This window comes from Shewanella sp. 1311, assembly GCF_059338235.1.
Window position 1 is genome coordinate 3304518 of record NZ_CM181686.1, and the last position, 24855, is coordinate 3329372.

Genomic DNA, 24855 nt, shown 5'->3' on the forward strand with positions numbered 1-24855 from the left:
TGAATGTACCTGCATCACGCCAACACAAAGTCTTTAGATCCAGATTAAAAGAAGAGGGTTAATCCAATTATTGGCATTAGCCCTTAGAACACTTTGGGTAAAGTTGCGCTACAGCATCATGCCGCCAAACAGGAAGGCCAATGCCACGCTGGTGGCAATCGTTACTACGCCAGGGACCAGGAACGGATGGTTAAATACCGCCTTACCAATCCGCGTCGAGCCGGTATCATCCATCTCAACCGCAGCCAGTAGCGTAGGATAAGTGGGCAATACAAACAGCGCGCTGACGGCGGCGAAAGAGGCAACGGCAGTTAAAGGACTCACGCCAATGGCTAAGGCCGCAGGCATCAGCGCCTTAGTGGTTGCGCCTTGGGAGTAGAGCAACATGGAGGCAAAGAACAGGGTTACCGACAATAACCAAGGCTGACTTTGCAGTAAGGTGCCTGCTAAATCTTTGATTTCCTCGATATGATTCGACACTAAGGTATCGCCTAACCAAGCCACACCTAACACACAAACACAGGCTGACATGCCCGATTTGAAGGTGGCCGCATTGGAGATTTCACTTGCGTCTAACTTACAGAAAATCGTGATAGCTGCAGCTGCCGTGAGCATCAGCACCATAATGGCGGCATCGCGTGGCAGTACAGGGTCAACAATCAAGCCGACTTTGTCAGATATCGCAGTGGCATAAGCCATCACAGCCGCAATCGCCAGCAAGAAAATCATCACAGATCGTTTTGCGCCGGCTTTAATCTTGATCTCCGTTTTACCGCGTGTTTTAACTAAGCCCTTAGCTAAACGGTCTTGATAAATAGGATCATCAGCCAGCTCTTTACCCATTAAGTTAGCAACAACGGCGCCGACCATACAGGCTAAGAAAGTTGAAGGAATACATACGGCTAACAGTACTAAATAGTCCACGCCAAAGGGTTCTAGAATGCCTGAGAAGAACACGACTGCCGCTGAAATTGGTGAGGCGGTAATGGCGACTTGGGACGCGACAACGGCGATAGAAAGAGGACGAGAGGGACGAATACCTTGCTCTTTTGCGACTTCGGCAATAACAGGTAAGGTTGAGAATGCTGTGTGGCCTGTTCCTGCAAAGAGTGTCATGAAATAAGTGACTACAGGTGCCAGAAAAGTGATTTGTTTTGGATGTTTACGTAATAATTTTTCTGCCAGTGAGACTAAATAATCCATCCCTCCTGATACTTGCATGGCCGCAATCGCGGTGATAACCGACATAATGATGAGGATCACATCAATCGGAATATTGCCCGGTTTGAGTCCCATCCCTGCGGTCAGTATCAGTACCCCGACACCGCCCGCAAAGCCGACTCCCATGCTACCCATCCTTGCACCTAGGTAAATGGCCCCGAGTACGATAATTATCTCTAATATAATCATAGTGTTAACTCTATTTTGTTTTTAATTTCAATAGCCTGAGCATATTCACTATGCGCAGGCTTATTCTTGAATCATCGAGTTTTGGGCTGGGAAAGGCTCCCCAGCCCCACTGAGTTACACTTTGGCTTTGCTGCTGCGTTTAGCTTGATACTTAGGATTCATCAGGTTTTCAATCGAGAGAATGTCATCGAGTTCTTCAACCGTTAACAAACCGCGTTCGAGTACCACTTCACGGACATTTTTACCCGTTTGGGCGCAAATCTTGCCGATGATGTCACCCTCATGGTGGCCGATGATGGGGTTAAGGTAGGTCACGATCCCGATGGAGTTCATCACATGGGCCATGCAGATCTCTGGGTTTGCAGTGATACCTTCAACGCATTTCTCACGTAGGGAAATACAGGCATTACCCATTAAACTGAGTGACTCAAACATCGCCTGACCAATCACAGGTTCCATGACGTTAAGCTGTAACTGGCCCGCTTCGGCGGCCATAGTGATAGTGATATCGTTGCCGACAATCTTAAAGGCAACCTGATTGACGACCTCAGGGATCACAGGGTTAACCTTGGCTGGCATGATAGAAGAACCCGCTTGTAATTCAGGCAGATTGATTTCCTTCAGACCTGTACGTGGACCCGATGACAGTAAGCGTAGGTCATTACAAATCTTGGACATTTTAATCGCCATGCGCTTAATCGCACTGTGCAGCATGACGTAGGCGCCACAATCGGAGGTCGCTTCGATTAAATCTTCCGCTGGCACATAAGCGCGGCCAGTGATTTCAGCCAGATGTTTAATGGCGAGTGAGGAATAACCCACTGGCGTGTTAAGGCCGGTACCAATAGCCGTTGCGCCTAAGTTCACTTCTAACAGTAATTCTTGGCAACGCTTGATGGACTTAATTTCTTCTCGCAGTGTGACAGCAAAGGCATGAAACTCTTGGCCTAAGGTCATAGGCACGGCATCTTGCAACTGAGTGCGGCCCATTTTTAAGACGGTTTTAAACTCTGCGGCTTTAGTGTCGAAGGCACTGATAAGGTCAGTTAATGCATCTAGCAGAATATCGGTACTGTTGATGACCGCAATACGGAAGCCTGTTGGATAGGCATCGTTGGTCGATTGGCACTTGTTGACATGATCATTAGGATTGATGACATCGTAACGGCCTTTTTCAAGCCCCATGATCTCCAGTGCAACGTTGGCTAATACCTCATTGGTATTCATGTTGACTGAAGTGCCTGCGCCCCCTTGATACACGTCGACTGGGAATTGATCCACAAATCGGCCCGTTGTGAGTATCAAATCGCACGCTTCAATAATCTTGTCAGCGATTTCAGGACTTACAGCGCCTAATTCGCTATTGGCCATGGCAGCTGCTTTCTTTGTTAGCATCATGCCACGGACTAATTCAGGTACATCGGAAATTTTTTGATTACTCAGCTTAAAGTTTTCGATGGCACGTAATGTATGTATGCCGTAATAAAATTCATTGGACACTTCTTTCGTTCCCAATAAATCTTCTTCGATCCGTACGCTATTAGTATCTTTCATTTCGATCCTATTAAATCCGGTTAATAGTAAGATATATCTCCGAGTATTGAGTTGTGGTGCGTACATAAGTATGCGTAACACTTCAAAAATAACTCATCGAAAACATGAAGGAGAATCGTCTCCTTGACTATCGACACAGATCTTAACGCTTTGGCAATAACAGGATTTAGATGGGGATCACTTAACTGTTTGAAATGGTAGATTTGTTTTGTTTATTAGATAAGCATCTCAACTCGGTTAGCTAGTGTGAGCTATTACTTTTTGATGCAAATTAGCTATAGATTTGTTATTTGTTAACCAATCGGCGACATATTTACTCAAGTGTTTTTGAATCTAAATAAACCGTACGCTATTTAATTTCCACTTTATCAGTCGCGAATAATCATTGATTAGTTAAATCTACTCAATAATAAATGCATGGTGTTTTATTTAAGTTTTAAATAATCAATTAGATAACGCTAAATTTGTTATTTCATTTTAGTGAGAATTATCACGGTTAGACTTAAATAATAGTGCACACTGTGGAGCGTTTATTATTAATAAAAGGATGTAAGCATGAATTTTTCAATGCGTAAGCTCTTGCTCTCGGTCACCTTAGGGTTAGTTCTCTCCTCTGCGGCGCAGGCGCTTCCACAGGTACGGATCATTGCCACGGGTGGCACCATTGCCGGAGTAGGGCAATCGGCCACTGAGTCTAACTATCAGGCTGGCGAAGTGGGCATTAGTAGCTTAATTGCGGCCGTGCCTGAAATGAAACAGCTTGCCGATATTCAAGGTGAGCAACTGGTTAAAATCGGTTCGCAGGACATGAACGATAAAGTTTGGCTAGCGTTAGCCAAGCGCATCAATCTGTTACTGGCCGATAAAGAGGTCGACGGTATCGTCATCACCCACGGCACCGACACCTTAGAAGAAACCGCTTATTTTCTAAACCTCACCATCAAGAGCGATAAACCTGTGGTACTGGTTGGCGCTATGCGTCCATCAACCGCCATGAGTGCCGATGGTCCAATGAATCTGTATAACGCCGTCGCAACCGCCGCGAACCTTGAATCTAAAGGTAGAGGTGTATTAGTGGTAATGAACGATACCGTATTGAACGCCCGCGACGTCACTAAGACGAATACCACAGGTGTGCATACCTTTGCCGCGCCTAACTTTGGCCCGCTTGGCGTGATCCATAACAGCAAGATTGAGTACATGGGTAATACTGAGCGTCAACATACTACGCAGACGCCTTTTGATGTCAGCAAACTCGACAAGTTACCGCAGGTAGGCATAGTGTATAACTACGCCAATGCCAGTGATTTACCAGCCAAAGCCATGGTTGAAGCGGGTTTTGATGGCATAGTCAGTGCCGGTGTGGGTAACGGTAATATCTACCACTCTATATTCGATGTTTTAGCTAAAGCGAGTCAAAAAGGCACCTTAGTCGTTCGCTCTAGTCGAGTGCCCACTGGTGCAACGACACTCGATGCCGAAATAGACGACGCTAAATATGGTTTTATTGCAGCAGGTAATCTTAACCCGCAAAAAGCCCGTATTTTGTTGATGCTGTCGTTAACGCAAAGCAAAGATCCACAGCAGATCCAACGTTGGTTTCAACAGTTTTAGGATCTCAGTTGAGTGATAAAACAAAAGCCCTGCGCATATTCGTAGGGCTTTTGCATTTTGTCATTGAGGAGCTATCCATGACGTTGTTTTTCCTAGATGCCATGAGTAGAGATATCTCAACTTGGTTGTGATTTTGAAAGCTAAAAATAGTGAGGGTTCAATTCAGAGCTTCAATCAAGAGGCGACCAAGGCGGACTGCCGATCCTTCTATTCACTAAACAGAACGACTTCCATGTAGGGTATTCAAATATTCCGAGTGTATGTGCTGCAACAAACTATTCGCCTTATCGAAATGACATGCATGACTTATGTTTATCGCGCTGATTTCACGTGTATTCAAAAATAGTTAATGCTTTCGATAATATTTCCTTTTCTACGAAAGTGATACAGACGTTCTGTCGGAGTGACACGCTATCTAATTAACACTCTTCACTCTCATTCTGCAGGCGCCTATCTCGTTTAGCAGCAACTAGGCTGTCGTTGTTCTTAGCAGTATTTTAGTTACTCATAACGCCAAGTACCACCCAAATTATGTTAACAAATTTTACATTGTGGATTAGAATGTTACTCGCATCAGTTTTAGATGATGTAATTGAAAGCAATAGAGCTATTTAACATTGAGATAATTGAGAAAAATAAAGGAATTTCCCCCACCATGGAAGAAGTGATTCGTCAGGAAAACAGTTCGCTAGAAAGTGATGCTAGGTTAACAACGGAAGAGGTTAAAACCCATGGGGTACCGCTGTTTCATGTATCACTGACCAAGTTAATTATCATGTTTATTGCGACCTTTGGTCTCTACCAAGTTTATTGGTTTTATAAACAGTGGCAGGCTTTAAAAAATTACTATGACTTAGATGCATGGCCAATAGCGCGTAGCTTTTTTTCTATCTTTTATACACATTCTCTATTTGTTTATATTAGTGAATACATTAAAGAAGATAATCGAGAGTATCGCTGGAATAGCTCAGCTATGGCGACATTTTATGTTGTATTGTTAGTCGTTGGCGGAATTCTTAATCAAATTGATACGTTGCCAATATCATTAGTTGTGGCATCAATATTTGTTCCATTAGCTGTTTTATATCCGCTGTATCAAGCTCAAAAAGCAGTTAATTTTGCGCTTGAATCTGTGGAATATCCTGATAATTCACGCTTAACTTGGTTGAATTGGATATGGATTTTTCTGTTTTGTTTCTATTGGGCGATGATTATTTATGCTCTCACCTTGTTAGTTTAAATTTCTGAATATGATAGCGGGATATATTTCTAATCACTTATATTCTGCTTTTTTAAAGTCACTGCCAACATCTGGGAACTAATACGGTTGGTATAAGCTAATTTTGTTAGCTTACTGAATACTATCCTTTGCCCTATCCCCTCTCGCGCTTATTTTTCAAGATATTCCTGCTAAATATCAAGGCTATAAACTATTTTTAGTACGGCATAAGGTATTGATTTTGTGACTTAAAGTGCTTTAGGTACTATAGTGAAAGCTTATTTTATCTGAAACTTAGGTGTGCGCTTCCTAGGTTTCTTATTTGATTTTGGGGGGAAAGTGCGAATTTTAATGAACAATTTCAAGGTGATTAGTTTGATGCGTCAGTGGTTACTGCTGGCATTATTAAGTGTGGCGTTGCCGCTACAGGCGAGCGAAGATCCGCTGTGGATGGGGACGGCTGACTTGCCCATGAGTGGGCGAATCCAGACCGGTGAACTTGCCAATGGCATGCGCTATTTATTAGTGAGCAATAAGACGCCAGAGCAGGCTGTCATAGTACGCATGCGGGTGGACGTGGGCTCAGTGGTGGAGTCTGATACCGAGCAGGGGTTAGTGCATTTTCTTGAACACATGGCCTTTAATGGCTCGACGGGTTTGGCTGCGGGGGAGATGATCCCGACATTGCAGCGTCTTGGTCTGAGTTTTGGCGCCGATACCAATGCTGTGACTGAGTTTCAGCAGACGGTTTATCAATTCAACTTGCCAAGTAATAGCCAAGATAAAGTCGATACCGCTTTGTTTTTAATGCGCGAAATTGGCAGTAATTTATTACTTGACCCGGCGCTTATCGAGCGTGAAAAAGCGGTGGTATTGGCTGAACTGCGTGAGCGTAGCGGTGCGGATCTGGAGAATTACCGCAATCAATTACAGTTTTTAATGCCAGATACACTGTTGTCAAAGCGCTTACCTGTGGGTGAGGCGAACAGCATCAAGAATGCTACTCGCGAGACGCTGCTGTCTTTATACCAAGGTTTTTACACGCCCTCACGCACCACCTTAATTGTGGTGGGTGATATCGAGGTAGCCGCAGTTGAACAAAAGATAAAACAACAGTTTGCCAGTTGGCAGGCCGCGCCTTTGGCGGCGAAGGTTAAGCCGCAAGCGCTAGGCACTGTCGCAGAGCGTCAACGCGTCGATGCGGCGGCATTTTTCGATCCTAGCCTATCGACCTCGGTTTCCCTCGGTATGCTCAAGCCTATGGCATACCCTGCCGACAGCCCTGCCGTGCGAAAGCAGGAAATACTGCTTGAACTCGCCCACGGCATCTTGTATCGCAGAATGGAGTCGCAGTTACTACATAGCCAAGGTTTATCTGGCGTTAGCCTGCAGGTTGGGGATCAATTTGATATCGCCTATGGCACTCAAATGAGCTTAGGTACGCAGGAGAATAACTGGCAAGAGGGCATAGCAATATTGGAGCAAACCCTGCGCCAAGCACAAGAGTTTGGTTTTAGTCAGCAGGAAATTGACCAACAAATCAAACGTATGCACAAAGGGTATCAGCTCAGCGCAGCGGGTAGCACTACTATCCACAGTGTGAATATTGCCGAGGGGTTAGTGTATTCGGTCGCGGAAAATCGCGTGCCTGTAGAGCCTGAGTGGCAGCTGGCATTTTTTGAAAAAATACTGCCAACAGTGACGCCGCAAAAGCTAAAGCAAGTGTTTAATCAGACATGGAATGCTACGCCGTATCTGTATCTGACGAGCAATAAGCCCATCGAAAATGTTGAAAAACAGCTTATCGCTAGCTATGAGAAAAGCCGCAAACAAGCTGTGAGTGCGCCAGCAACTAAGGCGATTGATGAGTTTGCATACACTCAATTTGGCGATCAAGGCAAGTTAATCGCCGATAGTCGCGATGCCGAAACAGGCATCCGCCAGCTACAATTTTCCAATGGCGTGCGCCTTAATCTTAAGCCTACTGACTTTAATAAAGGCACTACTTTGGTCAGCCTCAACATAGGCTTTGGTGAAGTGCCATTCCCTGAGTTAGATGGCTTATCTTATCTGTTTAACAGTGCGTTTGTGCAGGGTGGACTCAAGGCCCATGATAATGAAAGCCTGCAGGAGATTTTTGCTGGGCAAGATATTTCCATCAACCTAGGCGTGCGTGAGCAGAGTTTTGGCGGTGAGATTAGTACCAATGCTGCAGAACTGCGCACGCAGCTCGGTTTAATGACGGCCTTTTTGATTGAACCCGGCATGAATAAGCAGGCTGAGCAATTGTTCCGCGAGCAAGTGATTGCCGAGCAGCAAAGTCTCCATAGCAACCCGCAAACTGAGTTTTCTAATCAGTTTGCCCGCATCTCCCACAGTGGTGATAAACGTTATGGTTATGGTGAACCGGAAGAAATTTTAAAACGTCAGTTTGCAGAGCTGGCGCCGAGTTTCCATTCAGCCGTCGAACAAGGGGCAATTGAAATCGCCATAGTGGGTGATTTTGACGAAGCCAGCGCCATCGCTGCAGTGGCTGAAACTCTCGGGGCAATCAAACGCAGCCCCACTGAAAATGGCCAATCGCTAGTGCCTGTGTTCCCGAAAGTGCCGGCTAAGATGACGTTAACACACTATGGTCATCCAGATTCAGCGGCGCTGGCCATGGTGTGGCCAACAACGGATATGACTCACCTAAGCCAACACGCTGGACTGGGATTGTTGGAGCAAGTGCTCAGCATCCTATTAACGGAAAATGTGAGAGAAAAAGCGGGCGCGAGTTATTCGCCATCGGCCTTTTCTTACAATGATCTCAATGCCAGCGGATATGGTTATCTCGTTCTATTTAGCGTGACGACTCAAGCCATGTTGCCAACGGTTTCCGAGTATTTCACCGCTGCAGTTAACCAAGTGAAGCAGCCGCAGGGGATTAGCGAAGACTTACTTAACCGAGCCCGCCAACCTGTGCTTGAATGGATGCAAGCCGCGCCGCAGAGCAATGGTTTTTGGTTAGATTTGGCATCAAATGCCCAGAGTTATCCTGGACGCTTTGCCACCTTTAAACAAAGACAAGCGTTGGCACAGAAGATGACACCGGCAGAGCTCAGTAAACTGGCACAGCAATATTTGCCAGCTGATGGCAGTTTAACCATCCAAGTCCTTCCTGCACCACTTGAACCTCAGCAATGAGTGTTGGTGCATAGAATAGAAGATTGATCATTTACCGCCATATCCCCTGTGCTAGCCAGTGCAGGGGATATTTTGTTCTACCTCCAACGTTCAGTCTTGGCCTATTTCATCGGTCGTCAACTGGGATGTCATCCGTGAGATGCTTATTGCTTAATTCGATTGTTCTAGCTTAAATTGATTGCAGATTTGTTGGATACACAGTTCCCGCTGCTGACACCACAGTCCGTAGCTGACGGGGATGAGTTTAATCCCCGCACGCTGTAACAGTTTATACAGTTCAATATCGAAAAAGTCCGCCCATGGTCCTGGGTAACCGATTAAATCTATCGCTAAATATTGGTCACCATAACGGCACAGAATATCCAGTTCCAGCCCCGCCATATGGTAGGCGCGCCATACTGTAATCCCTTTTTCTTCAATCGCCTGTGCCACCGACTGGCCAAAGGTATCGAGTGCATCGACATAATTGTGTGCCGCTTGAAATTGGCCCGCCGATGCTAAGTAAGTTGCCAGTAAATTATTGTTGGGGAGCTCATGCTCTTGTACCGATAAAAATAGCCACTGCATTTGTTTAGCGCGGGTGATGGCGACATTGAACATATCGGCTCGATTTAAATACACGGCGGCGCGGCTGTCATTGGCCGTAATGCTAAACGACAGCAGCATAATATCGCGCTCTTCCCCTTGAAAACCAAAGGGCGTGGCAATCCTCAATTGATGACGTTCTATTTGCTGCGTGCTAAAGCGTGCGAGGATCTGCTGGGATAAATACTCAGTCTGATTGCGAAAACAGGAGAGCACTCCAATGCTGGCGGGCACTAATGCATTCTCTTGTTCATCAATCAGTTGAGCTAACTTTTCAATTAATGCCTCAGCTTCTATGGCGTTAATGCCCTTGCTATGACGGTTGCCAGTCACCTGGACTCTGTGTAAGTGCCCTGAACTTGTGCAGGGTCTGTGCTGCATAATCTTCAGCATACCTTGATAAAACTGCTGATTACTAAATTGGATCAGCTCAGGTTTACTCCGAAAATGCTCATTTAAAAATACCACTTGGGATTGGCTCGCAAGGGATTGTGATACTAAGTCGAGCATACTGGCATCACGGTAGCTCATTAGGCCGCGGCAATCCGCAGCAAGTCCAAGTTGGGTTTGGATTTGGGTTTGTTTTGCGCGGGATAAAAACGAGAAATGGCGCAGCTGTTTACTGTCGCCCACCACCAGTGCCGCTTTTGCCCGCTGTAAGGCCGGTAAACATGCGGCAATATTGGCTTGGGTGGCTTCATCAATAATCACTAGATCAAACATTTGCTGCTCCATGGGCAGCACTTTATGCAAGCTGGCAAGGCTCGATAACCAAATGGGAAAGGTTTGCTTTAAGGCATCAAAATCCGTTTTGTAGAAACCGTCGAGTTGCTTAGCGGACTGCCGAGCGCGAAGTGCACTGGCAAAACTCACCAGCGTACTGCGCTTATGTTTGAGTAATTGGTTTAATCGATAGTGAGTGGCCAATTGTAAGTATTTGAGGCTTAAGTCTTCTTTTTGGGCGATAAGGGCGGTTAATTTATCGAGCACATCCCATTGCTGAGCAAACTGTTTGATCCCGGCACGGTAAGCCCAGTTGTAAAATCCTAAGCGCCAGCGTGATTGTCCTTGTTGTAAGGTCGCCAGTTTTTGGCCGCGACGTATGGCGTGGCGGCAATGGTGTATAAAACCGGCTTCCATTTTGGTTTGCTCGCGAGTCACAGTATTAAGTTGCTGTTTTGCATTGAGTAGTAAGATATCTGAAATGGTTTCATCAGTCGCTGGGTGCTGACCATGTAGCATTTCATCTATCTGGTTTTTAAGGACTTTAATAAACTGCGGCGAGCCGGCTCGGATAAGACTGCTACCTAGCTGGAATTGTTGCTCTAACTTATCGGCAATCACATCAACGGCAACATCGGTATGGGCGACGATGAGGACAGATTTCCCCCTTAATACCTGCTCCGCCGCCACTGTGGCTATGGTATAACTTTTACCTGTTCCGGGTGGGCCTGAGATCTGCCCCAAAGTTTGATTGGCCGCTATCTTTAACGCCTGAATTTGGGCGCGGCTTAATAGCCCAGGAAGGTAATGCTCTTGGGTATCGACATTGTGACTAACTGAATCTCGAGTTGGCGCTTGCCCAAAAAGCGCTTGAAGCGGCGCAGAGTGTGAGGGCGCTGTGATGAGACTGTCGAGTTCGTGCAATATGCCGCGACTTGCCTGTGAACGCTCTGCAAGAATAATTTGGCTGCGACTAACCATAAACCGCCCACGTTTACGGCATAAGCCAGTGAATTCAGTCTCATCGATCAGTTTGGGAAAATGCAATAAATGACTGGTATCAACATCGGCTTGGCCCGCCCGGAGCCAAGCTATCCAGCCACTGACATCAGTTGGATTATCGCGTAACTCTTGACTTAAGCTGTGTCCTTCAACGACTAATTTTTCTAACAGGGCTTCATTGATGGTGAATGGCCCGCCGCCAGAGAAGCTGTTATTAGATTCGAGGTAAATGTTATTGCCATCAAGTTGTAACTGGCATTCACGGTACAGCAGTGGCGTGACGACTTTACGTTTTTCGCCATTAAGCTCGACAGTGCCGCAGAAAAAAAAACAACAGTGCAATAGTACTTTTTCACGTAGATACAAGGCACTACGCGCCATTAATGCAGAGGCTTGGGCAAATGGCACCGGCAAGCGTGGTAGAAAGCCACTGCTTAACTCGTCTTCTCCTTGGAGCAATAGCTTTTCTTGCTCAGCAAGTTTGTGGCTAGACCAAAGGTTAATTTCAGCACTATCGTGTTGAAAACACTGTTTGTAGTAGTTGAGAATCCCTTGCAAACCCTATCCATCCCAAAGGCTTAATTGGCGGTGCGAGAGTAACTCAATCGCATAAGTCGAACAAGGTTTGCACCAACTGCGGATGATTTCTCCATGGTCGCAATAACCTAAAAGAGGGTATTCGATATGCCAGCATTATTTCTCTGGAGCAGATGCGTTTTTGTAGATGTGAACTAAGGTATCAGCAACCGCATTTGTATCAATTAAGGGCCTGAAAAGTGGCGTTTGTATCAGTATTTGGTGTGTTATTGAAATGTTTGTTAAGTGTTTGAGTTTGTGAAATATTTGTTTTTGTTTTTAGTGGAAATTGCCATTGTTGTCATTGTATAACTGCGTAGACTGAACTGAATTTTTGTCTGCTAATGAGGGAAACAATGATAAAAAGTAAGCTAAAGGGATTCGCGGTTTTGACCTTCGCCTGTTTAGGCGTGACCGCTTGCGGTGGTTCTGATAATGACAAGGATGAGGATACCTCTAAAACTGATACTTATGTGCAATTCTATAATGCGACAGTGGGGAGCACTGCTACCGCGCTGAAGATTGGCGATAAAACCTATGAAAGCGTGAGCTACGCAGATGCGATGCCACGATTTACATCTACCCCCGGTGTGAGTGAGGTAGAGGTGATGGGTAAGGATGCGGCAAATAAAGATATTTCACTCTACAAAGAGAATATCGATTTAAAAACGGCAACCGACCATTTCTTTGTATTGCATGGGGATTTTGCCTCGCCAGCCCTTTTGAATATCAATTACTCGCGTACCGAGCTCGATAAACAAAATGCCGAAGCGGACAAGAGTAAGATGCAATTATTGATTGCACACACTGCGACTGATGCACCTGCCTACGATGCCTATATTGCCAAAGCGGATAAAGGCTTTGCCGATGCAGTGATGCTAGGCAGCGTCTCCTATGGTGAGGTTTCAACACCACAGATTTTAGATACAGGCGACTATAAAATTTATCTGACTGCGGCGGGTACGACCAATATCAGTTACACCACGGCAAGCATTAACTTTAAAACCAAGGTGCCTTATAAGTTGATTTTAAGGGAAAGCTTTGGCGCTTCAGCCGCTAAAATCAGTTTAGACAGCGTCGACTCAACCACCAATGTGCGTAACCATGTCGCCCTCGAAAGCAGTGTAGATTTTAGGGTATTCAATGGCTTGGCTGCACATAATGTCGATGTGAAAGTGGTGAGTAGTAAGCAAGAAGCGCTATTTAGCAATGTGGCCCCCTTCGGCGTAACAGCTTACCAAGGCGCCGAGTTTAATGACTTTGGTGTGAGCGTACTTGACCATACTAGCCAAGCTAAATTACTCGACAATGTGCTGATCACCCTTAATCAAGATGATATTAAAACCATCTTCATTTACGAGCAGGCGACAGAGCAGGGCAGCCAAGTGAAGGCGATGGAGATGAAGCAAACTCAGACTCCAAGTCCCTATAGCTTTAAGTTTGACATCGTGAGTTTTGCCGATAAAAGCAATCTCACTGTATATTTCTTAAAAGCAAATGACACGATTGAAACTGCGGTAAATAAAATCACTGCGGTCAACCCAGCTAGCCCTCAGTCAGTGACTGTACCAGCAGGCGAATATTCTATTAAAGTCATCGCAGTCGAAAACGGCACTAAAACCGTTGTCTATGCATCCGATTTAATGGATTTCAGCAATGAAGACAATGTCACTATGGTGCTGAATAAAGATCCTGCGACTAGCTTTGGTTATAACTTGATTAAGATCTAACCGCTAAGGTGAGTAAACTTAGCTAATACAAGAGCGCTACTTAGGTAGCGCTTTTTTTGGGCTGTTTTTTAGGTGTTGGTTTTAGAGAGGCTTAATAGATTCAGCATTATTCTCTTAGCGTGCGCTTTTTATTGATTGTGGTTGTGGGGTTAATGTAGGCTAATCGGCAAAAATCAAGCTGAGTGATTGTTGTGTGAATAGCGCTGTTGCGTGGATAACGCGAGCAACAATAGGAAAAGGAGTTCACTGTGATGAGTAAAGGATTTAAAGACGGCCATTTCCAAATTGGTGAAGGCAGTATTAGCGGCACCATAGCGTGTATGTTAGCCATATTATCGTTTCTGGGTGTATTGGCATTTCATTTCCCCGAATATCTCACCACTCCCGAATTACGCCAAAGCTATAACGTCGATGTTATTCGTAGTTTGATATTTGTCGCCTTGGTGGTGTCGGGCAGCTTAGGTTTATTGAATTTTATTCGAAATAAAAATAAACGATTTGGCTTTGTGGCTTGGGTATTTGTGAGCTTAGCGATCGCCTTCGGTGGCCATCAAGTCGAGGTCGAGCCTTTTGCCAATCATAAGGTCTCACTGGGTTTGGATTGGTTTATTTTAGACTTATTAGGCTCAACCTTAATTTTCATTTTTATCGAGAAATGGTTACCCCATAAACCTGAACAGCCAATATTGAGACCCGAGTGGCAAGGGGATTTGAATCATTTTCTGGTGAATCATTTAGCGATTGGATTTGTATTATTGGTGGCAAACCAATTTGTGCAGTCGAGCTTTTCTTGGGCCATTTCCAGCACAGTGCAAGGCTTTATCGCGGGTCTGCCCTTTGTGTTGCAACTGCTGTTGATCCTATTGGTCGCCGATTTAATGCAATATGCAGCGCATCGCGCTTACCATGAAATTCCTTTCCTGTGGCGCTTCCATTCAGTGCACCATAGCGCCAAGCATTTAGATTGGTTGGCGGGATCTCGGCAACATATGTTTGAGTTGATCGCTACTCGTTGTTTGGTACTCACGCCGATTTTTATCTTGGGATTCTCTAAAGACATCATCAGTATTTATGTGATTATCGTTGGCGTGCAGGCGGTCTTTAATCATGCCAATGTCCAAGTTAACTTCGGTTGGCTACGTTACTTAATCGTCAGCCCGCAGTTCCACCATTGGCATCATGCTTCCGATAAGGCGGCTATCGATCGTAACTATGCTGCCCACTTTTCATTTTTAGATTACTTATTTGGGACCGCCGTTCGAGGTCAGAAAGAGTGGCCAGAGCAATATGGTGTCGTTGGCGATTACATGCCAGTTGGCATGTTTAAGCAGCAATTGTATCCCCTTGGGTTAGCGAAGAAAGACACAAAATAGCAGCGTTGTATTTTAAGTGACTTATTTTAAAAGATGGGTTTGAAGTGGTTGTTCGCAAGTGACTCTTCGCAAGTCGCAAGTCGCAAGTCGCAAGTCGCAAGTCACAAGCCACTCTTCCTGTAAGTGTGGGACACAAAAAAGCCCAACACAGCGTTTTTAATTGGCGCTTTGTTGGGCTTTTTTGCAGTTAATATCGCAAGTGTTATTCGCTGATTTTCAGCTCTTGGCCTGGCTTAATAATGCTTTTGCCATTGAGCTGGTTCCACTTCATTAAATCAGCCAGTTTGACCTTATTCTTACGGGCGATTTTATCCAGTGAATCGCCGGATTTCACTTTATAGGTTTTCGCTTTTGCCGCTGGTTTGTCGGCCGATTTTGAGCTGGTGGCTTTAGTGCTAGTGGCATTTGCTTTAGTCGATGACTTGCTGTTGACTTTGCTATCGGCCTTAGTGTTGGCTTTAGCGGGTTCAGGCGCATTGTCATTGGCCGCCATTGGCGTTAATAGTGTGAGCTCTTGGCCGACTTTGAGGCGGTCGGAGGTCAGATTATTAGCCTGTTTTAATGCCTTGACTGACGTATCAAACTTGGCCGCGATTGTGCCTAGGCTGTCGCCGGATTTAACGATGTAGCTTTGGCTGTCATAGCGTTTTTGGGCGTAGAGTTTGTCGTGGTTTTCCTGATATTGACCTATGTTTTCCAGCGGTAAGGCGATTTGATATTTGCCTTTGCTCGGGATCACGCCTTGGCGAAAGCCAGGGTTATAGGTTTTAAATTCTGCCTTGCTCAACCCTGCCGCATTGGCGATTTGGCCGATATCCACGCCATTGGGCGCTGGTACTCTATCCAAGAATGGGCGGTTAGCAATCGGTCGCACTTTTAGATTGTAATGATTAGGGGCGCGAATAATTTGAATAAACGCCAGCCACTTAGGCACAGTTTGTACGCGTTTCGCCGGAATGCCCAGCGACCAAAAGTCCGTCGGTTTACCCTTGGCTTTGTTCTTGTCGATGGCGGCTTTAATCACCAATTCACCAGTATTGTAGGCGGCGACGGCGTTGATCCAGTCGTGATCTAAGGTGTCGTATAAATGCTGTAGATAGTCGAGCACGGCATCGGTTGAGGCCAGCGCATCTTTGCGACCGTCGTAGGCAGAGTTAACCGTTAAGCCAAAATTACGCCCTGTGGCTGGGATCATCTGCCACAGTCCAGCCGGGCCGTTTGCCTGTGCCAGTGGATTGTAACCACTCTCGACTATGGGTAATAACGCCAATTCTAATGGCATGTTACGGGCTTCTAGCTGGCTGACGATGTAATATAAAAAGGGCTCGGCGCGTTCGCCGACTTGGTTCATAAATTTCTGTTTATCATCGAAAAAGTTACGCTGTTTGCGCACTTCGGCATCGTCATGTACGTCAATGGTATTGGCGTGTTGGATCTTTTCCCAAACGTCGCTGTACTGCTCAACCACAGCGGGTGGCGTGTGCTGCTGGTGTTGTGGCGAGTGGTAGCTACCGTTACTCACATCATTTGCTGGGGCACTGAATTCTGTGGTTGATGGGCTTGCCGACGTGGTCGCGCAACCGCTCAATTGGGCCACGAACATGGCCAGCATTAGCACTGTAAAAGAGTGCGTTTGGCGAAAATGTTTCCGCATGATTGTCCTGTGATGAGTTAACTGGGCATTCCATATTGGTGCACATGCTAATCTGTTTTCGCGTTTCTGGATAGCTCCCCACGGTTTCCCCCTATTTGCAGCGCCCGCCTAACGCCCGCTTAACGTCCGTTTAGCGCCGATCGTGCTGCACTTTGGCTGTATATCTTGCGTTTAGCTTTAACCATTAATGCGCTACCATAGTGGCGATTTTTCATTGACTTGGGTAGCAAAGTGCAGACGTTAGCGCAGTTAAGAGCAGGGCAGTTACAAGGGATCACGCGTTTACAATTGGTCGAGGAGTTAACCGAGTTTCCGCGGGAGATTTTTGACTTAGCCGATAGCCTCGAAATCCTCGATTTGTCAAATAATCAACTGAGTACTCTGCCCGAGGACTTGCACCGTTTATCGCGTTTAAGGATCCTCTTTGCTTCTAATAACCGCTTCGAATACTTACCCGAGGCATTAGGGCGCTGTGCGAATTTAGAGATGATTGGCTTTAAGGCGAATCAAATCCGCACTGTGACTGCCGCCGCGTTACCGCCACAAACCCGCTGGCTTATCCTTACCGATAACCACATCGAGACCTTGCCTGCGGCTATGGGCGATTTACCTCGTCTGCAAAAATTAGCACTAGCGGGCAACCGGTTAACGGCTTTGCCCGAGTCGATGGCCAATTGCCGTAACTTAGAATTAGTGCGTCTATCGGCCAATCAACTGCAAGCGTTGCCAGCTTGGCTACTGGGTTTGCCTAAGCTGACTTGGCTCGCTTTTGCGGGTAATCCGTTCAGCCATACCTTGGTCGATCCCCATGCCGATGTGGCCACAGTGGCAAACGTGACTCTGCATGATATCAAGTTGGCAGAAAAACTGGGCGAAGGCGCCTCTGGGGTGATTTACCGTGGTGATTGGTTGAATCAGGCCATGGTCGCCGCGACGGGGTCATCACAGATTGCGGTAAAACTCTTTAAAGGGGAGGTGACCAGCGATGGTTATCCCGCCGACGAGTTAGATTGCTGCCTCACAACGGGAGATCACCCGAGCCTTATTAAGGTGGTGGCGCACATCAGCCAGAAAGACCAATTGGGCTTAGTGATGGAGCTCATCCCGCCCGGGTTTAGCAATTTAGGTTTACCGCCAAGCTTGGCAACCTGCACCCGTGATACCTTTAACGCAGGTACTCAGTTTAGCCTTGATGATGTGGCTAAGATTGCACTCCAATTGGCCGATGCGATGGCGCACATGCACGCTAAGCAAGTGAGCCACGGCGATGTCTACGCCCATAACATTATGGTTAATCAACAGATGAACTTGTTGTTTGGTGATTTTGGCGCGGCATCTAATTTACGCAATCTGTCTACAGTAGATCGCTTGGCGATGGAAGCGATTGAAGTGCGCGCGCTGGGCTGCTTGATTGAGGATCTGTTGGCCTATGTGGATGCATCGGCCTATGTGAGTGCCTCGATTGGCCCTGAACACTATAAAAAGTTGAATGCGATTAAAGACGAATGTATGCAGTTGGATGTGACTCAGCGCCCCTGTTTTGCAGAGGTAAAAAAGGCCATCGAAGCCCTGCTAAAAGGCAAATAGTGGCTTGCTAACAGGCTGACTTTACATCTGTTTCTAGTTTGTTGTGTTTTATGTGTCCTTGTGTGATTTAAGTTTGCTCTATTGGATTTAGCGTTAACTCATTGTTTTGTTTGGTTGTGTAGCCGAGTTTTTACTGGCACTGACTGGGATTATGCCTATAGGCTGTATACCCAAATAACCTCAAATTGCTGAAACAGGCATTTGGGGGACTTGGTATTAGTCTTGGGTTCAATCCGGTTTGCTATTGTCGGATAGGATGTCCGTTGAATAGTAAGAACGATAGGTTTGCATACTATGTTTACACGAACGCTGTTTACACAAACGCTGTTTATACAAAGAGTGACTGAACGAGCACGCAGTGCATGCGATATTTCATTAAAAAGCCCCCATCATCTCCCAAAGGCGCCCTTATTCGCGCCTTTGACGTTTCTATTGGCGAGTCTTTTCACCTTAACCCCTATAGCCGTATCTGCGGCGGACAAGGTCGACGTTATCCCTGTGACGGTCGAGGCCATTAAAGAAACCTCCTTTGCCGATGTCGTCAATGAAGTCGGTAAAATTAACGCCATCGATTCGGCGATACTCAACTTCAACGCCAGCGAAAAAATCAGTGCCATTCATTTTAGTAACGGCGACAAAGTGACGAAAGGCCAAGTGATTGCCGAGCAAGATAACACTAAGGCCAAGGCCGATTTAGACAAGGCTAAGAGCACCTTAGCACTGGCGAAAACTAAGCTTGAGCGTATTGAAGACCTGCTGATCAAAGAGCCATTCGCACTCGCCAAGCAAGATGTAGATGAGCTGCGGGAAAATGTGAATCTGGCCGATGCCGATTTTCGCCAGAAACAAGCGACCATGAACGACTACTTGATCAAGGCGCCCTTCGACGGTCAGCTAACAAGCTTTAGTCAGTCCATCGGTAGCCAAATTGGCGCAGGTACAGCCTTAGTCACTCTCTATAGTTTAAATCCCGTCGAAGTCCGTTATGCCATTAGCCAGAACGATTTTGGTAAGGCGCAAAAAGGCCAGAAGGTGAATGTGACGGTCGAAGCCTATGGCAATAAGGTGTTCAAAGGATTAGTTAACTATGTGGCTCCAGCGGTGGATGAAAGCTCTGGACGAGTTGAAGTGCACGCCGCCCTCGACAACCCAGAGTTCAAACTAGCGCCCGGCATGTTCGCCAATATTAAGCAGTTCTATAGCCGTGGGATTAAACGCTTATTAGTGCCGCAAAATTCGATTATCGCCAATAATGACGAACGCTTTGTCTGGTTAGTGCGGGACGATAGCGCCGTAAAACAAGTGGTTAAACTCGCGCAAAACACTAATGACGGTTATGCGGTCGTGACCGAAGGTTTAGCCGAAGGCGATCTCGTGGTTAAGACGGGCATGCAAAACCTCAAGTCCGATAGCAAGATCAAAGTCATTCAGGATAAAAACACGGCCGATAAAGCTTCAGCCTCCAGTTCCAACTCAGGTGCGGATGCTACTCCAAGTCCTGAACCTAGCACTGAGGGAGCCGAATAATGCGTTTACCCGAAGTCTGTATTCGTCATCCTATCTTCGCCTCCGTACTCAGCATTATGGCTGTGTTACTGGGCTTGATTGCCTTTCAAAAACTCGATATCCAATATTTTCCTGAGCACACCACCCACTCGGCATCTGTGAATGCATCGATTGCAGGGGCGAGCGCCGATTTTATGTCGAGCAATGTGGCCGATAAGTTGATTGCTGCGGCTTCGGGCATAGACAAGGTCGATACTATGTCGACTGACTGTAGCGAGGGGCGCTGCTCGTTAACCATTAAATTCAATGACGATACCAGCGATATTGAATACACCAACTTAATGAATAAGTTGCGTAGCAGCGTTGAAGGGATTAACGATTTTCCCCAGAGCATGATAGATAAGCCAACGGTCACCGACGATACCTCGGCCACAGATTCTGCCAGTAATATCATTACCTTTGTGAACGCGGGCGGCATGGAAAAGCAGGCCATGTACGACTACATTAGCCAGCAACTAGTGCCGCAGCTCAAGCAAGTTCAAGGCGTTGGCGCTGTGTGGGGGCCGTATGGCGGCTCACAAAAGGCGGTTAGAGTCTGGCTCAACCCCGAGCAGATGAAGGCGCTGAACATTAAGGCCGCCGATGTGGTGGGCACCTTAGGCTCCTACAATGCCAGCTTCACCTCGGGCGCGATTAAAGGTAAGTCGCGGGATTTCTCGATTAACCCATTGAATCAAGTTGAAACACTCGAAGATGTGAAGGACTTAGTGATCAAGGTCAGCGAAGGCAAGATCATCCGTGTGGCCGACGTCGCCGATGTGGTGATGGGCGAAGAAAGTCTGTCGCCGAGTATCTTGTCTATCGGCGGCCATAGCGCGATGTCGCTGCAAATTTTACCGCTGAGTAACGCGAATCCTGTGACAGTGGCCTCGAACATTAAGGCCGAAATTGCGCGTATGCAGCAGCATTTACCCCAAGGGTTAGAAATGACCTTGGCCTACAATCAGGCCGACTTTATTGAGGCTTCCATCGACGAAGGCTTTTCTGCGCTGATTGAGGCGGTGATCTTAGTGTCGCTGATTGTGGTGTTATTTTTGGGCAGCCTGCGGGCGGCATCTATTCCGATTATTACCATTCCAGTGTGTGTAATTGGGGTGTTTGCCGTAATGTCGGCCCTCGGTTTTAGCATCAATGTGTTGACCATTCTGGCAATAATTTTGGCCATCGGTCTGGTGGTGGATGACGCCATTGTGGTGGTGGAGAACTGTTATCGCCACATCGAAAACGGTGAAACGCCTTTTAACGCGGCGATTAAAGGCTGTCAGGAAATCATCTTCCCGATCATTGCCATGACCTTAACGCTCGCGGCCGTGTATCTGCCGATAGGATTAATGTCGGGGTTAACCGCCGATCTGTTTAGGCAATTCTCCTTCACCTTGGCCGCCGCCGTGATGATCTCTGGGGTGGTGGCGTTAACTTTGTCGCCTATGATGAGCGCCTATCTTATCAATACCACTGAGCAGCAGCCAAAATGGTTTAGCCGAGTCGAGCATGCGCTGCAGCAGTTAAACGATATGTATATCAAAGAGCTGGATAAGTGGTTTACCCGTAAGCGCTTAATGCTAGGCGTGGCTGTGGTGCTTATCGGTCTTGCAGGTATCGCCTACTGGCAGTTGCCGAAAATACTCTTGCCTGCTGAAGATTCAGGCTTTATCGATGTGGCGTCCAATGGCCCAACCGGTGTGGGTCGCCAGTATCATCTGAACCATAATGCTGAGCTTAATGGCGTGATGGATGAGCATCCCGCCGTTGGAGCGAACCTGTCTTACATCGAGGGCGAGCCAGTAAACCATGTGCTGCTTAAACCTTGGGGTGAGCGTAGCGAGGGCATAGATGATGTGATCAGCGACTTGATGACAAAATCAAAGGAAAGCGTTTCTGCCTATAACATGTCCTTTAGTATTCGCTCGGCGAATAATCTCAGCATTGCCAATAACCTGCGATTAGAACTGACGACCTTAGATCGCAACAAGGACGAGCTCAATGATACTGCCGCCAAAGTGCAAAAGTTACTCGAGGATTATCCTGGACTGAACAACGTCGGTAACTCAGTGCTGAGGGATCAGCTGCGCTACGATCTGTCTATCGATCGCAACGCCATTATCCTCTCGGGCGTCAGTTATGGCGATGTGACGAATGCGCTGTCGACCTTCTTGGGCTCAGTTAAGGCGGCAGACTTACATGCCACCGATGGCTTTACTTATCCGATTCAAGTGCAAGTGAACTTAGATAAGCTCAGTGATTTCAAAGTATTGAATAAGCTGTACGTCACCTCAGAATCTGGGCAAGCCCTGCCGTTATCGCAGTTTGTGTCGATTAAGCAGACCACGGCAGAATCGAACATTAAGACCTTTATGGGCCTTGATAGCGCCGAGCTGACGGCGGACGTTATGCCCGGCTATTCCACCGATGAAATCAAAGCCTACTTAGACGAGCAACTGCCAACATTGCTCAACGATGCCCAAGGCTTTAAATACAATGGGGTAGTGAAAGATTTAATGGATTCACAGGCGGGTACTCAGTCGCTATTTTTGCTGGCACTGGTGTTTATCTATTTGATTTTGGCCGCGCAGTTTGAAAGCTTCGTCGATCCCTTAATCATCTTACTGACTGTACCTTTGTGTATTGTTGGCGCGCTGTTGACCTTAACCTTGTTTGGCCAGAGCGTGAATATCTACTCGCAGATAGGGTTATTAACCTTAGTGGGGCTAGTGACCAAGCACGGTATTTTGCTGGTGGAGTTTGCCAATAAGCAACAAGACCAAGGCTTGAGTGCGATTGAGGCAGCGCGAAGCAGTGCTAAATCTCGCTTAAGACCGATTTTAATGACGTCTTTAACCATGATTTTAAGTGCCATTCCTTTAGCGCTGGCTTCTGGGCCTGGCTCCTTAGGGTTAGCCAACATAGGGTTAGTCTTAGTTGGTGGTCTATTGGCAGGGACCTTCTTCTCGTTATTTGTAGTGCCTGTGGCCTATGTCGCTATGGCCGAGCTCAAAGCTAAGGATGTGCTTGCAAGACTGCGCAGCGCCAAAGCTTAGTCCTAGGTTCGTTGGGGTTTATCGAGACTAGATCGACAGCATGGGTTCAACTTGCCCGCAAATACGTTATGATTTAAGCCAATAGCTAAGCGCGTTGGCTTATTTTTTTGATAACTTAATGATCTTTTGTATTTAAGCGAGTGTTTTAGTGCGAGTGGATTTGCCTCATCAGCGATGGAGAGCTGGCATTATGAGTTTGTTACAGTGCTTTCATAGGGCGCCCCTGTATTTGGCTTGTTCGGCTGGGCTGATGTTTGCCTCTCCGGTCATGGCCTCTTTTTGGGAGTCCTTGTTTCGCCGTGAGTTGCCAGTCGATCAAGTGACGGCGCCGGCGGACAGCCAGCGTTTCGAGTTTGTCGGTGTGTTGCCCGCTAATACGCAATTAGAACTCGTCGGTTATTACGCCTCATCGATTTGTACCCGCAAGGAAATCCGTTTTCCCAGTGGCGATCTTGCTAATCCCTACCGCGCCACACTCGAAGAAACCTCAGTGCTACGGCAAGTGATTAGCAGTGGTAGCAAAGCGAGTGAGTTTTCGCTGCCCTTAGCCTTAAATGGTGGCGGTGATTGTCAGTGGCATCTCGAGGATTTAATGCTCGATGTGACGATACTGCCGAACCACCCGCTGTGGCAGAGAGCTAAAACGCTGCAATGGGATTACCTCGCCAAGTTGCAGGGCACCTCGGCTTCTGCGGCTCAGCTTGCCAGCCAAACGGTGTTGCCGACTCAAGTGTCATCCCACGATGATTTTTATCTAAGTCATGAGCTTAATATCGATCCTATTCATGCAGGCAGCGAGGCGGATAACTCACTGCTGGCGACCACGCCGTTATCGTTAGCGCCAGTTTACTATCCGGTTTTTATTCATTATCCAGAGGAAGACAAGCCCTTCGAGGCACGGCTGAAGAGTAGCCTGCAGCGCACTTCTAGCCTGTGGGCCAGCCCATATACTCAAGCGGTTCGGCGCGGTGAGGAGGCGGTAATGCGGGTGAACTTTAATCCACAGATTGCCGAGCATTACGAGGTCGATGTTTGGTATCAGCCCGATACGGTTGAAGTGAAGTATCCCGACGGCACTCAATATGCTTATGCCAACAGTGAAGTAAAACTGTATGCCTATGGCAAACCTGAATCACAAATCAAGACCTTAGCTCAAAGTGCCAAGGCCGAAGATAAGCGCTTATTGGCGCGTATTTATGAGTTGGGCCACGCCTTACCTAAGGACGAGGCTAAGGCACAAGAGTATTACCGTGAAGCCGCAGAGGCGGGCGATATTGAGGCCTTGCACTGGATGCTAGATCAAGCCGGTTACGCGGGGCGAATTGATGAAAAAACCTATTGGCTCGGGCGCGCCGCGAGCTTTGGTGATAAAGAGGCAAAGCTTGAGTTAATCCATTTGCCTTTATCTGCCATCGAGCGTGGCCTCGTTAATACGGGTGAAGATAAGGTCAGAGAAACGCAAGCGTGGCAGCAGTTAAATCAATTAGTTGACCAAGGATTGCCAGAGGCAAGCAGCCTTATGGCTTTCTATCAACTGTTACCTTATTCGCCGTATTTTAATGCTAATGCCGCGCTGGAAAATTATCGTCTGAGCGTGAAGGCTAAGCCTGAACTGGCCCATGCGACGGCCAGCGATTACTACTATTTGGCGGATAATTTTGCTGCGGGTGAGGAGTTTTGGCAGATAGCCGCCGAGCGGGGTCTTTATGCCGCAGCCGAACTTGCCAATATCTTGTTATCGGAAACCCATCGTGATGCGGTTAATGCGCGCTACTGGTTAGCAAGAGTAACGACGCTGGGTGCTGAGCAAGGTTTGCAGGCGGATATTTTAGGCAATGCATACTTCCAGCTCGCAACCTTATTAGATAAAGGCGAGGGCGGCGCGGTCGATGCGAAAACAGCGTTAACGCTTTATCAGCAGAGCATTGAAATTGCAGAGCGATTTTCAAATGACTATGAAGCAAGGGCCAAGGACAGAGTGCAAGTGCTCGAACAGCTGCGCTTATAACCTCATGTTTATATAAAAGAGTATTCGTTA

13 protein-coding genes are annotated in these 24855 nt (G+C 46.9%); 9 read left to right on the top strand and 4 right to left on the bottom strand.

Annotated features, from left to right (window positions below; translation table 11 throughout):
• Nucleotides 1–108 precede the first annotated feature (108 nt).
• Nucleotides 109–1410 (bottom strand): anaerobic C4-dicarboxylate transporter, encoded by a 1302-nt coding sequence (locus AC5YB3_RS14860; protein ID WP_006083147.1) that lies wholly within the window; start codon nucleotides 1408–1410, stop codon nucleotides 109–111.
• A 114-nt stretch (nucleotides 1411–1524) separates the two neighbouring features.
• Complete coding sequence (gene aspA, locus AC5YB3_RS14865; RefSeq protein WP_012196633.1) at nucleotides 1525–2964, bottom strand: aspartate ammonia-lyase; 1440 nt, start codon at nucleotides 2962–2964, stop codon at nucleotides 1525–1527.
• A gap of 555 nt (nucleotides 2965–3519) precedes the next feature.
• On the opposite strand from aspA, the gene ansB reads away from it, so the two are divergent.
• The 3 genes from ansB (at nucleotide 3520) to AC5YB3_RS14880 (ending at nucleotide 8983) form a co-directional block, all read left to right on the top strand.
• The gene (gene ansB / locus AC5YB3_RS14870; protein ID WP_494525619.1) at nucleotides 3520–4578 is read left to right on the top strand and encodes an L-asparaginase 2; all 1059 of its coding nucleotides are present in this window, start codon (nucleotides 3520–3522) and stop codon (nucleotides 4576–4578) included.
• A gap of 655 nt (nucleotides 4579–5233) precedes the next feature.
• Entirely contained in the window at nucleotides 5234–5818 is a 585-nt protein-coding gene (locus AC5YB3_RS14875; RefSeq protein WP_413485145.1) for a hypothetical protein, read from the top strand.
• A gap of 357 nt (nucleotides 5819–6175) precedes the next feature.
• Nucleotides 6176–8983 (top strand): M16 family metallopeptidase, encoded by a 2808-nt coding sequence (locus AC5YB3_RS14880; RefSeq protein ID WP_494527193.1) that lies wholly within the window; start codon nucleotides 6176–6178, stop codon nucleotides 8981–8983.
• 150 nt (nucleotides 8984–9133) lie between these two features.
• Here the strand turns inward: AC5YB3_RS14880 and AC5YB3_RS14885 are convergent, their stop codons facing one another.
• Nucleotides 9134–11851: a DEAD/DEAH box helicase gene (locus AC5YB3_RS14885; protein ID WP_494525620.1), complete on the bottom strand. Its 2718-nt coding sequence runs from the start codon at nucleotides 11849–11851 to the stop codon at nucleotides 9134–9136.
• Between the two features lie 374 nt (nucleotides 11852–12225).
• Here AC5YB3_RS14885 and AC5YB3_RS14890 point away from each other — a divergent pair, with 374 nt between their 5' ends.
• Nucleotides 12226–13599 (top strand): DUF4397 domain-containing protein, encoded by a 1374-nt coding sequence (locus AC5YB3_RS14890; protein ID WP_259511517.1) that lies wholly within the window; start codon nucleotides 12226–12228, stop codon nucleotides 13597–13599.
• A 251-nt stretch (nucleotides 13600–13850) separates the two neighbouring features.
• Nucleotides 13851–14972 carry a sterol desaturase family protein gene (locus AC5YB3_RS14895; protein ID WP_494525621.1) on the top strand — a complete coding sequence of 374 codons (1122 nt, stop codon included), beginning with the start codon at nucleotides 13851–13853 and terminating at the stop codon, nucleotides 14970–14972.
• Nucleotides 14973–15174: 202 nt separating this feature from the next.
• Here AC5YB3_RS14895 and AC5YB3_RS14900 read toward each other — a convergent pair whose 3' ends face one another.
• A complete protein-coding gene (locus AC5YB3_RS14900; protein WP_494525622.1) occupies nucleotides 15175–16626 on the bottom strand; it encodes a LysM peptidoglycan-binding domain-containing protein in 1452 nt (483 codons plus the stop codon).
• Nucleotides 16627–16857: 231 nt separating this feature from the next.
• Here AC5YB3_RS14900 and AC5YB3_RS14905 point away from each other — a divergent pair, with 231 nt between their 5' ends.
• From AC5YB3_RS14905 to AC5YB3_RS14920, 4 genes are all read left to right on the top strand, one after another.
• Nucleotides 16858–18213 (top strand): leucine-rich repeat-containing protein kinase family protein, encoded by a 1356-nt coding sequence (locus tag AC5YB3_RS14905; RefSeq protein ID WP_494525623.1) that lies wholly within the window; start codon nucleotides 16858–16860, stop codon nucleotides 18211–18213.
• A 294-nt stretch (nucleotides 18214–18507) separates the two neighbouring features.
• Nucleotides 18508–19740, top strand: a complete 1233-nt coding sequence (locus AC5YB3_RS14910; protein WP_494525624.1) for an efflux RND transporter periplasmic adaptor subunit — start codon at nucleotides 18508–18510, stop codon at nucleotides 19738–19740.
• The gene (locus AC5YB3_RS14915; RefSeq protein WP_494525625.1) at nucleotides 19740–22817 is read left to right on the top strand and encodes an efflux RND transporter permease subunit; all 3078 of its coding nucleotides are present in this window, start codon (nucleotides 19740–19742) and stop codon (nucleotides 22815–22817) included. The genes AC5YB3_RS14910 and AC5YB3_RS14915 overlap by 1 nt, the downstream gene beginning before the upstream one ends.
• 190 nt (nucleotides 22818–23007) lie before the next feature.
• The gene (locus tag AC5YB3_RS14920; protein ID WP_494525626.1) at nucleotides 23008–24825 is read left to right on the top strand and encodes an SEL1-like repeat protein; all 1818 of its coding nucleotides are present in this window, start codon (nucleotides 23008–23010) and stop codon (nucleotides 24823–24825) included.
• The last annotated feature ends 30 nt before the right edge of the window (nucleotides 24826–24855 follow it).